The sequence below is a fragment of the Paenibacillus sp. PK3_47 genome (assembly GCF_023520895.1).
Taxonomy (GTDB): domain Bacteria; phylum Bacillota; class Bacilli; order Paenibacillales; family Paenibacillaceae; genus Paenibacillus_AQ.
The window spans coordinates 1,245,679-1,261,533 of the sequence record NZ_CP026029.1 but is presented as its reverse complement, the minus strand read 5'-3'; the positions used below and the strand labels follow the sequence as shown (position 1 = coordinate 1,261,533).

Sequence of the window (15,855 nt, the reverse complement as noted above, 5' to 3'; positions counted from 1 at the left end):
CTGCTGATTGGGAAAGGGCGTTTATTACGTGACTATTGACGATTCACGCCTCATTATTCTTGCCTCAGGTTCTCCGCGCCGCAGAGAGCTGCTGTCCATGCTTGGTCTGCCCTTCGAAGTGATTGTTAGTGACAGCGATGAGAGCACACCTGCGGACTGGACACCGGAGATGATTGTGCGGGGCCTTGCCCTGCGGAAGGCCGAGGCTGTTGTTCCTGCCGCCGGCGAACGGAATGCAGTTATTGTCGGCAGCGATACGATTGTTGTTCTGGACGGTAAAGTGCTCGGCAAACCTGTGGACAAGCAGGACAGCAAGGCCATGCTGGAGCTGCTTCAGGGCAGGACCCACCAGGTATATACCGGGGTTGCCTGCATAGGCCTGCCGGAAGGAACCGTCTCTGTGGAGCACCGGGTCACCTCGGTAACCATGAGAACACTCCGCGAAGAGGAAATCTCCGCCTACATAGCGACCGGAGAGCCGGCTGACAAAGCCGGCTCCTACGCAATACAAGGACTGGGTGCCACCTTGGTGGAAGGGATAGAAGGCTGTTATTTTAACGTGGTCGGCCTGCCGTTGTCGCTTCTTGGCGGTATGCTGGCGAAGTACGGTATTTCAGTGCTGTAGCATGTAAGGATGACACGGAAATGAGGGAACGGGATGGAGTCGCAATCATTTATGCTGCGGGACCTCCCCCATGAAGAACGACCACGAGAGCGCATGATGCATTATGGGGCGGAATCACTAAGTCAGGCAGAGCTTCTGGCCATACTGCTGCGGACGGGGACGCACCGGGAATCGGCTATTCAGATTGCCCAGCAGCTGCTGGGTCAATGCGGCGGCCTTCGCGGGCTTGCGGACCTTAGCATTCAAGAACTGACGAATATCAAAGGCATCGGCCCTGCCAAGGCCGTGCAGCTGAAAGCTGGCATAGAGCTGGGGAGACGGATGGCGAATTCGCGTCTTACCGAGCCGGTTACGATCCGCAGTCCGCAGGACGCGGCGGAGATATTAACCGAACAGCTGCGCTATTTGCAGAAGGAGCATTTTGTCTGCCTGTTCCTGAACACCAAGAATCATGTGATTGCACAGGAGACTTTGTCCATGGGCAGTCTTAACGCCTCTATTGTGCATCCGCGCGAGGTGTTCCGGGCAGCGATGAAATACAGCAGCGCAGCCATTATCTGTGCCCATAATCATCCGAGCGGCGATCCAACGCCGAGTCCAGAAGACATCTCACTGACCTCAAGGCTTGCGAAGGCGGGCGAAATTGTCGGGATTGATGTTCTGGATCATCTGATTATCGGGGACAGCAGATACGTAAGTTTGAAAGAGAAAGGCTATATGTAATATAATTGTCCAGATTCACAAGGAAAAGGAGAATATAAGCATGTTAGGTGGCTTTACGAAAGATTTGGGAATTGACCTGGGGACAGCGAATACGCTTGTCTATGTACGCGGTAAAGGAATTGTTGTAAGAGAGCCTTCCGTGGTGGCTATTAATACAGATACGAAATCTATTGAAGCAGTGGGCGAATCCGCCAAAAAAATGATCGGGCGCACGCCGGGCAACATCCGCGCCATCCGTCCGATGAAGGACGGGGTTATTGCTGATTTTGATACGACGGCTACGATGATCAAATACTTCATCCGCCAGGCACAGAAGCAGCGCTCCATGTTCCAGCGTCACCCGAACGTAATGGTCTGCGTGCCTTCCGGCATTACTGCTGTCGAGCAGCGTGCGGTTGAGGATGCTACCAAGCAGGCCGGCGCGCGTGAGGCTTACATCATTGAGGAGCCGTTCGCGGCAGCTATCGGTGCCGACCTTCCGGTATGGGAACCGACCGGCAGTATGGTCGTTGATATCGGCGGCGGTACTACTGAAGTAGCGGTTATCTCCCTTGGCGGTATTGTTACAAGCCGCTCTGTACGGGTGGCCGGTGATGAAGCGGATGAGTCGATCATCCAGTACATCAAACGCCAGTACAACCTGATGATCGGGGAGCGTACTTCAGAGCAACTCAAGATGGATGTTGGCTCTGCCCTGCCGCTTGAGAAGACTGAGACGATGGAAATCCGCGGCCGCGACCTTGTGACCGGACTTCCCAAGACCCTGACCATTACTTCGGATGAGATTTGTGAAGCGCTCGCCGATACCGTTAATGCCATTGTAGAAGCTGTAAAAGTAACGCTGGAGAAATGTCCGCCTGAGCTTGCAGCCGATATTATGGACCGCGGAATCGTCCTTACAGGCGGAGGCGCTCTGCTTCGTAATCTGGATAAGCTTCTGGCACGCGAAACCGGAATGCCGGTTATTGTCGCTGAGAATCCGCTGGATTGCGTAGCGATCGGAACAGGCAAAGCGCTTGAGAATATTCATCTGTTCAAGAGCCGCAGCGGTGCAGGACTTCGCTCTAAGCGCTAAAACCCGCCTGCTTGTGAACGTCAACCCCTGATGTGGGAGAAATTCGGTTGTTAGAGGGTGTTGAAACTGTTTAAGCTGTTTAACAATAAACGTCTATTTATATTGCTTATTTCATTGGTTATGTTCATCGTGCTTATGGGTTTCAGTCTGGGGCCAAGGAAAGCCTTGTCCTGGCCGGAGAACTTTCTCAGAGATACGACCGGTTTCGTGCAAAATCTGTTCTACAAGCCCGCTGGATATGTAGCGGGCTTGTTCCAAGATATCCGCAATTTGCATGATCTGGCCGAAGAAAATGAACGGCTGAAGATAATGGCTGCCCAGTACACACGGGATAAGGCTACTTATAATTTTATTCGGGCACGTAATGAACAGTTGCAGGAACTTCTTGATTTTACTACAGCGCAAAAGGCCATGTATAAGTATGAATATCACATTGCCCAGGTTGTCAGCCTGACTACGGAACCCAGTAACAGCACGATTGTCATTGATCTTGGCTCCAGAGACGGAGTCAAGCCGAACATGTCTGTAATCTCTGTAGAGGGACTAGTAGGGGTGATCAGCCAGGTGAGCAATTTCACCTCTACGGTGAAGCTGATGACGATGATGGATACGAATGATCCCAATTCCCAGCCGCCGATTGCGGCTACAGCAATCGACAAAGAAGATAAGATATTCGGCATGATTGAGAGTTACGATCAGGACTCTGGAAGGCTGATGATGAACAAGATTCCGCCCGGTAGTCCAATAGCGCAGAAGGATACTATTGTCTCTTCCGGAATTGGTGGATTATATCCTCAAGGACTGACAATCGGCACAGTGGAAAGTGTTAAAGAAGGGGAGTTCGGCTTAACTTCGACCGCGATCATCAAGCCCAGTGCAGAATTTCAGGACTGGAAGCAGCTGATTGTCGTCTTTACGGAGGAGCGTGCCGAATAGTGAAGATGCGCAGATCTGTTCTTATACTGTTATTGTTCCTCCTCTTTATTCTGCAGGGCACCATTTTGCCGAGACTGCTGCCGGATGTTTGGCAGATGCGGATTATTCACAATCTGATTTTTATTGTAATCCTCTTCGTAACGGTATATCATCACCGTCACACCGCACTTATCCTTGGCCTGTCTTTCGGCATGCTGCATGATGTCATTTATTACGGCAGAATTCTGGGCGCCCACTCCTTTGCGATGGGCGTATCCGCGTATTTGATCGGCCTGATTTTTCAGATTCCCCGGGCACCGCTGCCGATGATGATGACGGTTGTGCTGCTGGGAAGCCTGCTTCAGGACAGCATCCTGTACGCCATTTACAGCGTATTTAACTTGAGCCAGGTGCCATATAACTGGGCACTGCTGAATTATATGCTGCCTACCATGCTGTTTCATTTTGCCATGGCCCTGCTCCTCTATATTCCGCTCCGGCGCCAGCTGGAATTGCTGAAGAAGGAGACCAGTAAAGAGGAGACCGCCTGAGGCCGGGAGCATTTTCTTCTTATCAAAGAAGGAATTTGCCCGGCACGGCACGAATGAAAGAGGATGGGGGGACAGGCATATGACAGTAAAATCCAAGCACGTAAGGATTAAGGGCATCAAGGACGGCCTGGTATTCCTGCTAGACGACAAGTGTCCCTTTGAAGATCTCCTAAGCGAATTACGTTATAAGCTGGAGCACAGCCACCAGAATATTTTGACCGGACCGATTGTGCATGTCGATATTAAGCTGGGGAACCGTACCGTAACCGAGGATGACAAATCGGCCGTGCTGGACATTCTGAAAAGCCAGGGGAATTTGCTGATTCGTTCAATTGAAACGCTGGAACCACCGGAGCCTGAGGAGCCAGAGGAAGAGGCTTTGTTCATGATGAGCGGTATGCTGAGATCCGGCCAGGTGCTGCATCATCAAGGTAATCTGCTGTTTTTGGGCGATGTCAACCCGGGAGGTACCATTACCTGTTCGGGTGATATTTATATTCTCGGAGCGCTGAGAGGCATGGCGCATGCCGGAGTAGACGGCAATGAGGAAGCCATTATTGCTGCTTCCCTGCTATCTCCTACACAGCTGCGTATTGCAGATGTAATCAGCCGCCCTCCGGATGAATGGGGGACCCGTGAGAACAGTATGGAATTTGCCTATTTATCGAGCGGTGCTATGCAGATCGACAAGATTCATAATATAGTCAAATTACGTCAGGGTTTAAATGTGTTTAAAGGGGTGTAGCCTCCATGGGAGAAGCGATTGTCGTTACCTCGGGCAAAGGCGGAGTCGGTAAAACTACCACAACAGCCAATATTGGCACCGCACTTGCATTGCAGGGCAAAAAAGTATGTCTGGTCGATACGGATATCGGACTGCGGAATCTGGATGTGGTTATGGGGCTGGAGAACCGGATCATTTACGATCTGGTCGATGTGGCTGAAGGTCGCTGCCGTCTGAATCAGGCGCTGGTTAAGGACAAGCGGTTCGATGAATTGTATATGCTGCCTGCTGCCCAGACCAAGGATAAGACCGCCGTTACGCCGGAGCAGGTCAAGGATATTGTGCTCGAGCTCAAAAAGGAATATGAATATATTCTGATTGATTGTCCTGCCGGTATTGAGCATGGCTTCCGCAATGCTGTCGCCGGTGCTGACAAAGCGATTGTTGTCACCACTCCGGAGCATGCCGCTGTGCGGGATGCGGACCGGATCATCGGCCTTTTGGAGCAGTCGCATGTGGAATCTCCGAAGCTGGTGGTTAACCGGATTCGTCCGGGACTGATCAAATCCGGCGATATGCTGGATATTGAGGATATCCTGCAGGTGCTGAACATCGATCTTATCGGAATTGTTCCGGATGATGAGCTGGTAATCAAAGCAGCGAACAACGGTGAGCCGACAGTGATGAACCCGGATTCCTCTGCAGCGATCGCCTACCGCAATATTGCCCGCCGCATTCTTGGAGATGCGGTGCCGCTGATGCAGCTGGACCGGAAGCCGGGGGCCTTTAAGAAGCTTAAGAAATTTTTCGGCATGGGCTAAGCCTAGCATGAATTCCGCAATAATATATGAATCAGGTAGGGATCCCGGATGCAGAGTTATCTGCAGCGGGATCCTTTTTTGCGGCAGGAGGTGCTGGGGGATACGGGGAGTTACTTGTTGTTAGGAGTTATTTGTTATTTGTTCTTTGTTGATTGTTAATTTATTGATACTTTATTGGATTTTGAGTGGCGGAAGCGTGGGGAGCCTGGCATGGGCATGAATTTACAGAGCTATCCGGCAGAGCGGCACGCAATCAAGTGATCTGACTAAGCCAAATGGAATTTCTCCAGCTAATTCGGTATCACACGGCGGAATTACGATAATAGTGGGAAAAACTCCGTCTAAATGCACGAAATTCTGCGTCAGTGCCATATATACCCCGAATTAAGTGGAGAATTTCCAACTGAGTGTCACAAATAAAGAAAAACCAAGAGATTAGCAGGAGGAAATCCAACTAATCTTCGGACGGCAACATGCAGCTAACCGGCTCCAAGTAATTCACACAACAGCACACCTCAAACGCTCCTCAATTCAACAGCACTCAACTCAACAGCACTCGATTCAACAGCACTCAATTCAACAGTACACATTCAATAGTAGACACTCAATATTACTCTGCCCAACAGCACAAACAGTACACATTCAACGTTACTCCGTCCGACAGCCCCCCACTTACTTTATTCAGCTTAATTGGCCGGATAGTTGAGACTATGTACTAATGCAGACTAACCGAACTAAGCGAGTTAAGCCGAGCCAACCGAGACTAACCGAACAAGCCCAAATGGTCGAACAAACCACGACTAACTAAGCCGCGCTAACCCGTACTCACTGAACAAGTCCCCATAAGCGAACAAACCACGACTAACTAAGCAGCGTCAACCCGCACCAACTGAACAACTCAAATGAGCGAACTAAACACACCAAACTAAGCCGAGCCAACCCAGACTAACTGAACAAGCCCAAATGAGTGAACAAACCACGACTAACTAAGCCGCGCTAACCCGCACCAATTGAACAAACTCAAATGAGTGAACTAACCACGACTAACTAGCCGCGCTAACCCAGACCAACTGAACAAGCCAAATAAGCTAACTAACTACAATTAACTACCCCGCACTACCCCGCGATACCCCGCGATACCCCGCGATACCCCGCGATACCCCGCGATACCCCGCGATACCCCGCGATACCCCGCACTACCCCGCACTACCGCACTACCCCGCACTACCCCGCAATACCCGCAATACCCCACCCCATTCAGTCTAACGGACCGTAGTTCCGCTATTATCTCTAAATCATACGTTTTACCATTCTAACGGACCGAGAGTCTCTTATTTCCTCGCTGGCAGCCATTTTCTGCGTGGTTTTCACTGTATAACGGAACTGTGGTCCGTTAGCTGCTCAATATATTACTTTTGGCGAAAATAAAGGAACCTCGGTCCGTTAGAGTGGGATGGCAGCCTCTGTTTGGTAGCATCATGCCTATATTATCTCTCTGCTCGCGGCTCCTGCCGATTTGGAGTGCTTTCCAAGAAAGCGGTACGGTTGAAGATACAAACTTACGTATTCTGCAGCAGTCCAGACGCGAATGGTAGTTTGAATTAGAAAATAGTCAATCCATCCGTTCATCCATCTCTTCATCCATCTCTTCATCCATCCGTCCTCTATTAAACCGGGGCTTGTTCTAAAGCGGGCTCACTATTTCATAAAATAGAAATAAAACAAGCCCGCGGAGGGATCACGATGGAACTGAAATCTGATATAAAGGGCCGGCGCAAGGAACGTATCCGCAGCCTGCTGGAGGAAAGCCGGGAACAGGAGCCTGCAGGACTGCCGCCGTTTTACCCGCTGCCTGAACATACAGCAACCTATAGGGACTGGGGAGCAGGGACTGATTCGAGTACAAGAACAGATTGGAGTACTGAACCGGAGCCGGCAGAACCAGCTGGAACAGCAGAATCGGCAAGCTTCGGAGGAAGCAGGGTCTTACCACCTGTCCCTCCCCCGGAGCCGGATCCCGAGCTGGTGTGGAAGCAGCGGCGGCACGAATGGGAGGATGAAGGCGGCGGGGACAAGCCGCGGTTTGTGTCAGGGTTCATCCGCCGGACCGTGGCGAGCTTTCTGGTGTTTGGCGCGATCTGGGGGATTTTTGCGGCCCGGCAGCCCTGGGCGCTGAAGGCCCAGGATTTTATTGCCGAAGCGCTGCAGCAGGATATGGATTTTGCGGCAGCACAGGTATGGTACCAGGAGCATTTTGCCGGAGCGCCGTCATTCATTCCCATCTTTGGCAGTGAAGGAGAGCCGGCGGAAAAAGTGACTGCCAGCCATGAATTTGATCCCCCGCTTACAGGCACGATCGTTCAGCCGTTCGTATCTACTCTGAAAGGCGTGGAGATTATGCCGGCGGACGATTCAGGCAGCAGCGTTGCGGTGAAAAGTGTAGATACGGGACGGGTGATTTCCGTATCCAAAGAGCCGCAGGGAGGCATACGGATTGTGGTGCGCCATACCGGCAGCCTGACTGCCGAATATGGACATTTAAGCGGAACCAAGCTGGCAGCAGATGACTGGGTTCAGAGCGGAGATACAATCGGCTGGATGCAGCCTGGGCAGGACTCGGAAGTGCCGCTGCTCTTTTTTGCGGTTATGAAAGATAAGACTTATATTGATCCAGCCGAAGTGGTATTGTTTGAGTAGGGTATTCGGCATTGAACTGTCGCTGCATCCGTTGTTTGTAATCATTTTATTATGCTCTGTGCTTACAGGACAGTTCCTGGAACTGCTCACTTTGTTTACAATCGTGCTGATTCATGAGATGGGACATGTCTGCGCCGCGCTGCTAGCGGGTGTTACAGTCAAGTCGGTTCAGCTTCTTCCGTTCGGCGGAGTGGCTGTAATTGAAGATCACGGGCGTCTCACCGCCGGCAGGGAAATCGGGATTGCGCTGGCCGGTCCGCTCCAGAATGTACTAATGATCCTGATTGCCATGGGGATGCAGCAGGCCGGTATCGGCAGCAGCGCCTTTCTGGCTTATTTTATACAGGCTAACGCCATTATTGCGCTCTTTAACCTGCTTCCGGTGCTTCCGCTGGATGGAGGCAAAATTGTACAGGCTGTCCTCAGCCTGCTGCTGCCGTATTATTACACCCTGCTGTGGGGAGGCAGAGTAAGCATTGCAGCGAGTATTGCTGTCATCGCCTACGCTCTGCTGCCGCTCGGAAGCGGCGGGGGGCTGCGGCTCAACCTGCTGCTGATCGGAGCTTTCCTGCTGTATTCCAATATAACGGACCAGCGGAATTTGCCTTACCGCTTCATGGCTTTTTTGATGAACAGGGAGGCCGCCTACGAGCGGCACCTGCGGTCTTCAAGCCCAGCTTCCCCGATTGTTGCCTTTTCTGCGAAACCTTTGGATGATATCTTGCGTCTATTTAAACGTAACCAGTATCATTTTATCTATGTAATGAACGATGACAGCAATGTGGTAGCCGTTGTCCCGGAGCAGCGTCTGATCTCGACTTACTTCGGATTGTAGAACCCGCGGGTTCTTCTGACAGGCACCCTAGAATGACTGATTTATACCAGAGGTGAAGCCATGAAACAAATGATCGTTCACTGCACGCAGCATGTCACCAGGATGGCTCTTCTGGAGAACGGAAGGCTGGTGGAGTATGCCGCCGAACGCGATCAGCAGCAAGGTTTGGTCGGCAGCTATTATAAGGGCCGGGTTATGAATGTTCTGCCAGGTATGCAGGCGGCTTTTGTCGATATCGGACAGAAGAAGAATGCCTTTTTATATGTAGATGATGTACTGCACCCCCACTTGGAGAAACAGCCGGCGGTGAAGCCGTCCATCGAGACACTGCTGCAGCCCGGCCAGGAAATTATTGTTCAGGTCCGCAAAGAACCGCGCGGCGGCAAAGGTGCACGTGTAACAACGCACTATACGCTGCCGGGACGCTGGATGGTGTACATGCCTTTTGCCGAATATGTCGGAGTATCAAAAAAAATCAGCCGTGAATCCGAACGCAGCAGGCTCAAGGGAATCGGCGAGCGGCTGCGGCGGAGTGAAGAAGGGCTCATTATGCGGACGGTATCGGAGGATGAGCGGGTGGATGCTGTTGAAGGCGATCTTGCCTTTCTGCGGGCACAATGGGAGATGATTACCCGCCGGGCACAGGAGGTTGAGGCACCGTCTCTGCTCCATAGCGATCTGAGTATTGTCCAGCGGTTTATCAGGGATACGTTCAATCCCCTGCGTGACGAGCTGACGATTGATTCGGCACAGGCCGTGAAGGAGGCGGAGGCGTTTCTGGATGATATGGCTCCCGGAGGGTACAAGCCGGTAAGACTGTATCAGGGACAAGGCTCGATCTTCGGCGCTTACGGTGTCCAGGAGCAGTTACATAAGGGCTTCAGCCGCAAAATCACATTGGAGGGCGGAGCGACGCTGATCTGGGATGAGACAGAGGCGTTGACCGTAATTGATGTTAATACGGCTCAATACACCGGAAGCACGACGCTTGAGGAGACCGTAACACGTACAAATCTGCTGGCAGCAGAGGAGATCGGCAGGCTGATCCGGCTGCGCGATACAGGCGGCATTATTATTATTGATTTTATTGATATGGAACGTGAAGAGCACCGCAGACAGGTTATGGAGCGGCTGGAGAGCGTCATCAGCAGGGACCGGACCCAGACGCATATTCTCGGCTGGACACAGCTTGGCCTGCTGGAGATGACCCGGAAGAAAGCAAGGCATGATTCGGCCAGCTTTGCACCGGTCATCTGCCAGTGCTGCGGAGGTACCGGCAAAGTAGGAGCATGGCTGGAATAGTCCTGGACTCAAGCCAACTCTTTTAACAATGAATATTGACTGAATGCAAGAAGTATGATAATATCTTCAAGTATGTGTTTGGTTGTTGTAATCCTGCACATGCTGTAACCGCTCCGATCGGGTACATAAGCGCAGGTCCTTCGGGAATCTGCCACCTAGACTAGGCGAGTCTGAGACATGAGGAGGTGCAAGTACAATGTATGCAATTATCGAAACTGGTGGTAAACAATACAAAGTCCAAGAGGGCGATGTTTTGTTCATTGAGAAACTGGAAGCTGAAGACGGCGCAAGCGTAACGTTTGACCGTGTATTGGCTGTTTCTAACGAAGGTGGTCTGACTGCAGGAACTCCGCTGGTTAGCGGCGCGTCTGTAACAGCCAAAGTCGAGAAACACGGTAAAGGCGCTAAGGTTGTAGTTTACAAATACAAACCTAAGAAGAACTACCACAAGAAGCAAGGTCATCGTCAACCGTACACTAAAGTAACTATCGAGAAGATTCAAGCGTAAGAAGGTGCGTTAATGATTAACGTACGGATTACACGGGCTTCTGCTCAGGGTGCGATTGTCGGCTTTGCTGTTAAAGGGCATGCGGAATACGCAAGAAAAGGCTGGGATATTGTGTGCGCCGGTGTTTCCACAGTTACCTTTGGAACGGTGAATTCGATTGAGAAGCTGACAGGCGTTGTTCTGGATACGTCGATGGACGACGGATTTCTAAGCGGAACTCTGGTTCCGGTGGATGATCCTGAAGCCTCTGCCAAGATTCAACTCTTGCTGGAATCGATGGTATTCATGCTCAGTGATATCGCAGAATCATACGGGAAGTATATTAAGATACAGCAAGTGATCATTTAAAGAAGGAGGTTGACCAACATGTTGAAATTGGATCTTCAGTTTTTCGCATCGAAAAAAGGTGTAGGTTCCACAAAGAACGGACGTGATTCCCACTCCAAACGTCTTGGCGTGAAACGTGCTGACGGTCAAGCAGTAACCGGCGGTAACATTCTGGTTCGCCAACGCGGAACCAAGATTCACCCTGGTACTAACGTAGGCATCGGTAAAGATGATACGTTGTTCGCTTTGGTTGATGGCGTAGTGAAGTTCGAACGTTGGGGACGCGATCGCAAAAAAGTGAGCGTGTACCCGGTTGATGTCGCTCCGGTAGCAGCGGCAGTGGAAGCGTAAGCTTTCCGAACCACATTTGCATGTAGAAGCCTCCGGCATGAGTGCCGGGGGTTTTTTTGATAAGTTTGATGAATACCGTCTTTTTTTGGGAGTTATTGTTGGTTGGTGTTACAGAGCTTTAATGCTGGTGATTGCACCGGGCGCCTGTGTTATACTGGAAAATGGTAAAAGCCCCTTAGGGGCCGGACAGACTAAACTCGGCATGAATTTTGCGAACTGAGGGACGGGGAGAAAGAATGAAATCCTGGAAAAGATTGATCTGGGCAGTCATGTTATCCGTAACGCTTCCTTTAGCTCTCGTGTATTGGCAACCCTCCCTTTTCACATGTCTGCTGCTTGGCGTATGGGTGGCAGCTGTACTTGCATTCAGCGTTATTTACATCCGGCGTCATTATGAAGAGGAACTGCGTATACAGGAGACCACTCTGCAGCAGGCGGCGAACCGGACACTGAATCATCACCGGCATGATTGGATGAATGATCTGCAGGTGCTTTACGGATATATCCAGCTGGGGAAGCCTGATAAATCCGTGCAATGTGTGGAAAGAATAAAGGAGCGTATAGCGCTGGACAGCCGGATCGCCAAGCTTGGTATTCCTTCATTGGTGTTCTATCTGCAGTCATTCCGTACATTCCAGAGCAATCTGGAGCTTCAGGTAGAGGTGGAGGAAGGATTACAGCTGGAGGACAAGCTGAGTCAGCAGCAGGGCGACGAATTGACTTCTGTAATTATGCAGACGGTCAGAGCCTACCAATACAGCGGACTTGCGCCGCAGGGCGATACGCGAAGACTCAGCCTCGGTTTTACACAGGATGGAGGAGACATTCTGATCTCTTTCGAAAGCAAGGGCGATCACGGCAATCCCGAGCTGCTGCAGGGGCAAATTTATAATATAGTACAAGGTAAAATCATGAAGGCGGAGCAGTGGAAGCCGAGCGAGGCTTATGTAGAGCTGCGCGTACCGCTGGAGATGTAAGGAAGGTGAACCTGAATGTTCGTAGATAAAGCTAAGATTTATGTTAAAGGCGGCGACGGCGGCGATGGCCTCGTAGCGTTCCGCCGGGAGAAGTATGTTCCGGAAGGCGGTCCTGCAGGTGGAGACGGCGGCCGCGGCGGCGACGTTATTTTCCGTGTGGATGAGGGTCTGCGTACCCTGATGGATTTTCGTTACCAGCGCCACTTCAAGGCTGACAAGGGTATAAAGGGACGGAACAAGAGCCAGCACGGAGCGAATGCCGAGCACATGATCGTGCGTATTCCTCCGGGCACCGTGCTCATTGATGATGATACGGGTGAAGTCATTGCCGACATGACCCGTCACGGGCAGCAGGTCGTAGTAGCCCGCGGCGGGCGGGGTGGACGGGGAAATACCCGTTTTGCCACGGCTAACAATACAGCCCCTGAGCTTGCCGAGAACGGCGAAGAAGGCCAGGAACGCTATGTTGTGATGGAGCTTAAGGTGATGGCTGATGTGGGTCTCGTCGGATTCCCGAGTGTAGGTAAATCAACGCTGCTGTCGGTAGTTTCTGCGGCCCAGCCGAAGATCGGAGCGTATCACTTCACAACAATTACTCCAAATCTCGGCGTGGTTGATGTCGGGGACAGCCGCAGCTTTGTCATGGCTGACCTGCCTGGACTTATTGAGGGTGCCAGCGAAGGCGTGGGTCTTGGACATGAATTCCTGCGCCATGTTGAACGTACACGCATCATTATCCACGTGGTGGATATGTCCGGGTCCGAGGGACGCGATCCTTTCGAGGATTGGGTACTCATCAATGAAGAGCTCAAGCAGTACAATGCGAATCTGATCGACCGTCCGCAGATTGTAGCGGCGAACAAGATGGATATGCCGGAGTCGGAAGCTAATCTGGCTTCGTTCCGTGAACAGATTGCCAAAGTGCGCCCTGATCTCGAAATTATGCCGATCTCCTCGCTGACCCGTCAGGGCATACAGGAGCTGCTGTACCGGGCGGCGGATATTCTTGACAGCATCCCTGTGGCTCCGGTTGTTGAAGAGGTTGCCGAAACCACAGAGCGCAAAGTGTACAAGCTTGAAGCTGAAGCGGATGACAGCTTTACGATTACGCGCGATAATGAAGCGTTTGTGGTCAGCAGTCCGCGGATCGAGAAAATGCTCAAACGCATGCAGCTCAGCACGCATGATGCCATTCTCAAGCTGGCCCGTACGCTGCGCCATATGGGGGTCGATGCAGAGCTGCGCAAACGCGGCGCTGTAGAGGGTACGATCGTCCGCATCGGCGATTTTGAATTCGAATTTGTTGAGAACAGCAGCTACTATTAATCATTCGGCTATATGCATGGTATAGGAACGCCGGCTTTGTTTTCCTGATGAAGGAAAACAGGGCCGGCGTTTTTTACGTAATTTTTCTAATATATTTAATACTCAGCTTTCTTATTCAATGGAAAAAACCGATATAATTGACATATTACCATCATGAAAGAAGGAATAAGTGAATGGCAATTATTGAAGTGGTGAAATATGACGGGCCTCCGGGAGTATTTGCCTGGAAGCATCCCAATCAGGAGCTTGGGACCTGGACGCAGCTGATCGTTAATGAAACGCAGGAAGCCATTCTGTTCAAAGGCGGGCAGGCACTGGACTCCTTTACAGCGGGCAGGCATACCCTGAGCACAGCCAATATCCCGGTTTTATCAAATCTCGTAAATCTGCCGTTCGGCGGCAAATCGCCTTTTACTGCGGAAATCTGGTATGTGAACAAACTGAACTCCATGAATGTGAAATGGGGAACGAGTGTACCGCTCCAGCTGCAGGACCCGAAATATAAAATCATGGTTTCTGTCCGCTCTTACGGTCAATTCGGAGTCCGGATCGATGATCCGCGCAGATTCCTGCTGAAGCTGGTGGGAACGCTCCCTCTGTTTGACCAGGATACACTGGTGACCTATTTCCGCGGGCTGCTGATGTCCAATATTAATGAACTGATTTCTTCCTATCTGGTGCACAAAAAAATCAGCGTGCTCGAAATCAACGCTTACATCGCCGAGATCTCCAAGCATATCCAGGGCAGGCTGGCCGCGGCTTTTCTGGACTGCGGGATTGAACTGAATAACTTCTATATTGATTCGATCAATATTCCCGATGATGATCCGGCAACGATCCGTCTCAAAGAAGCATTGGCTAAAAAAGCGGAGATGGATATTATCGGCTTCACTTATGAGCAGGAGCGCAGCTTTGATACCATCGAGGAGGCCGCAGGCAATCCCGGCAATATCGGTGCAGGCATGATGAACGCAGGTATGGGTATGGGCATGGGGCTCGGGTTTGCCGGTCCGGCAGCTGATATCGTGAACCGGGTGATGAGAGGCATGGGCGACAGCAGAGTCACAGTCAGCAGCAGCCAGAGCAAAATGTGCTCCTGCGGCACATTCCATACACCGGAAGCGAAATTCTGCAGCGGCTGCGGGCGGAGCTTTGAGCAGGAGCGCGCCGGAAGCGGTACGGGTACATATCAGACCTGCGGTCATTGCGGACAGCAGATGGCGCCTGAAGCGAAGTTCTGCACGAATTGCGGAGAGAGTGCAGTAAGAAAGTGTGCCGGGTGCGGGACGGACTTGAAGCCAGGCCAGAAATTTTGCGCGGAATGCGGCAGAAGGGCCGGTTGATTCCAGGAATGAACAAGCGCAGATCACATACCGGTACTGTCAGCCTGATCTTTGCAGCAGCTTTGATCCTTACAGTGATGATCTTTCTGGGAATGGGCTTCATTTCATCGCCGGCCCGTTTTGCCGTCTCTTTCATTGCTGTTCTTGTTGCAGAAATTATAGTTTATTTCTTTGTACTCTACTGGCTGAAGACAGCCGGCAGTATACGTGAGACTTCTCCGGTGCTGCTCAGCGGCGCATTCATCGTGGCAGGATATCTGGCTGCTGTCCTGATTTCCGCGCTTGTACTGGATGGGCTGCTTCAGCTGCCGGTGTCCTGGTATGCTGCTGAGCAGTTGATCCTGCTGCTTTTATGCGCTGTCCTTCTAGGAGCTTTCAGGTTATACGGAAAACATGCCGGCGGACAGGAGCGGAAGATTGCAGATGCCTCGCGCAGCCATCGTCTGCACATGAACGAGCTGGTCGAAATCAGGGAATTGGCCGGACGCTGGAAGTTTCCCGAGTCAGAGCGGCTCACGGAGCTCATCTCGCTGCTGGAGGAGCGGTTCCGGTACAGCAACCCGCTTTCGAAGCCAGGCTTGTCTGCCACGGAGGATATAATCAGCCAGCAGATTTCACTGCTGCATGATCAGGTATCCCTCCTGATTGTACTCAAGGTGCCCCCTGCCGGCTGGGAAGCCGAGATCCATGAACTGACAGACAGCATTGCCCATACACTGCAGCGGCGCAACCGTGAGCTGGCAGAACTACAATAG

18 protein-coding genes and 1 other annotated feature are annotated in these 15,855 nt (G+C 51.6%); all 18 genes read left to right on the top strand.

Translation table 11 applies throughout. From position 1 onward, the window contains the following. Positions 1 to 28 precede the first annotated feature (28 nt). The 18 genes from C2I18_RS05755 (at position 29) to C2I18_RS05670 (ending at position 15,855) form a co-directional block, all read left to right on the top strand. Positions 29 to 625: a Maf family protein gene (locus C2I18_RS05755; RefSeq protein ID WP_249900312.1), complete on the top strand. Its 597-nt coding sequence runs from the start codon at positions 29 to 31 to the stop codon at positions 623 to 625. A 33-nt stretch (positions 626 to 658) separates the two neighbouring features. After that, on the top strand, positions 659 to 1,348 hold the full coding sequence (gene radC, locus C2I18_RS05750) for a RadC family protein (RefSeq protein ID WP_249900311.1): 690 nt from the start codon (positions 659 to 661) through the stop codon (positions 1,346 to 1,348). A gap of 40 nt (positions 1,349 to 1,388) precedes the next feature. Beyond that, positions 1,389 to 2,423, top strand: coding sequence for a rod shape-determining protein (locus C2I18_RS05745; RefSeq protein ID WP_249900310.1), 1,035 nt, complete (start codon positions 1,389 to 1,391; stop codon positions 2,421 to 2,423). A gap of 57 nt (positions 2,424 to 2,480) precedes the next feature. After that, complete coding sequence (gene mreC / locus C2I18_RS05740) at positions 2,481 to 3,359, top strand: rod shape-determining protein MreC (protein WP_249900309.1); 879 nt, start codon at positions 2,481 to 2,483, stop codon at positions 3,357 to 3,359. Beyond that, a complete protein-coding gene (gene mreD / locus C2I18_RS05735) occupies positions 3,359 to 3,889 on the top strand; it encodes a rod shape-determining protein MreD (protein ID WP_249900308.1) in 531 nt (176 codons plus the stop codon). The genes mreC and mreD overlap by 1 nt, the downstream gene beginning before the upstream one ends. Before the next feature lie 79 nt (positions 3,890 to 3,968). Further along, positions 3,969 to 4,634 carry a septum site-determining protein MinC gene (gene minC / locus C2I18_RS05730; protein ID WP_249900307.1) on the top strand — a complete coding sequence of 222 codons (666 nt, stop codon included), beginning with the start codon at positions 3,969 to 3,971 and terminating at the stop codon, positions 4,632 to 4,634. A gap of 5 nt (positions 4,635 to 4,639) precedes the next feature. After that, entirely contained in the window at positions 4,640 to 5,434 is a 795-nt protein-coding gene (gene minD, locus C2I18_RS05725; RefSeq protein WP_249900306.1) for a septum site-determining protein MinD, read from the top strand. Between the two features lie 1,743 nt (positions 5,435 to 7,177). Next, complete coding sequence (locus C2I18_RS05720) at positions 7,178 to 8,131, top strand: M23 family metallopeptidase (RefSeq protein ID WP_249900305.1); 954 nt, start codon at positions 7,178 to 7,180, stop codon at positions 8,129 to 8,131. After that, positions 8,124 to 8,966 carry a M50 family metallopeptidase gene (locus tag C2I18_RS05715; protein ID WP_249900304.1) on the top strand — a complete coding sequence of 281 codons (843 nt, stop codon included), beginning with the start codon at positions 8,124 to 8,126 and terminating at the stop codon, positions 8,964 to 8,966. The genes C2I18_RS05720 and C2I18_RS05715 overlap by 8 nt, the downstream gene beginning before the upstream one ends. A gap of 60 nt (positions 8,967 to 9,026) precedes the next feature. Next, positions 9,027 to 10,268: an Rne/Rng family ribonuclease gene (locus C2I18_RS05710; RefSeq protein WP_249900303.1), complete on the top strand. Its 1,242-nt coding sequence runs from the start codon at positions 9,027 to 9,029 to the stop codon at positions 10,266 to 10,268. A gap of 96 nt (positions 10,269 to 10,364) precedes the next feature. After that, positions 10,365 to 10,450 (top strand) — a sequence feature (ribosomal protein L21 leader region). A gap of 14 nt (positions 10,451 to 10,464) precedes the next feature. Further along, on the top strand, positions 10,465 to 10,776 hold the full coding sequence (gene rplU, locus C2I18_RS05705) for a 50S ribosomal protein L21 (protein WP_042130566.1): 312 nt from the start codon (positions 10,465 to 10,467) through the stop codon (positions 10,774 to 10,776). 12 nt (positions 10,777 to 10,788) lie between these two features. Beyond that, on the top strand, positions 10,789 to 11,124 hold the full coding sequence (locus C2I18_RS05700) for a ribosomal-processing cysteine protease Prp (RefSeq protein ID WP_249900302.1): 336 nt from the start codon (positions 10,789 to 10,791) through the stop codon (positions 11,122 to 11,124). An 18-nt stretch (positions 11,125 to 11,142) separates the two neighbouring features. Then, complete coding sequence (gene rpmA, locus C2I18_RS05695; protein WP_249900301.1) at positions 11,143 to 11,454, top strand: 50S ribosomal protein L27; 312 nt, start codon at positions 11,143 to 11,145, stop codon at positions 11,452 to 11,454. Positions 11,455 to 11,470: 16 nt separating this feature from the next. Then, a complete protein-coding gene (locus C2I18_RS05690; protein ID WP_249900300.1) occupies positions 11,471 to 11,674 on the top strand; it encodes a hypothetical protein in 204 nt (67 codons plus the stop codon). Positions 11,675 to 11,690: 16 nt separating this feature from the next. After that, a complete protein-coding gene (locus tag C2I18_RS05685) occupies positions 11,691 to 12,431 on the top strand; it encodes a Spo0B domain-containing protein (RefSeq protein ID WP_249900299.1) in 741 nt (246 codons plus the stop codon). A gap of 15 nt (positions 12,432 to 12,446) precedes the next feature. Continuing rightward, positions 12,447 to 13,757, top strand: a complete 1,311-nt coding sequence (gene obgE, locus C2I18_RS05680) for a GTPase ObgE (RefSeq protein ID WP_249900298.1) — start codon at positions 12,447 to 12,449, stop codon at positions 13,755 to 13,757. 173 nt (positions 13,758 to 13,930) lie between these two features. Next, positions 13,931 to 15,100 carry an SPFH domain-containing protein gene (locus tag C2I18_RS05675; protein WP_249900297.1) on the top strand — a complete coding sequence of 390 codons (1,170 nt, stop codon included), beginning with the start codon at positions 13,931 to 13,933 and terminating at the stop codon, positions 15,098 to 15,100. A gap of 8 nt (positions 15,101 to 15,108) precedes the next feature. After that, complete coding sequence (locus tag C2I18_RS05670; protein ID WP_249900296.1) at positions 15,109 to 15,855, top strand: hypothetical protein; 747 nt, start codon at positions 15,109 to 15,111, stop codon at positions 15,853 to 15,855.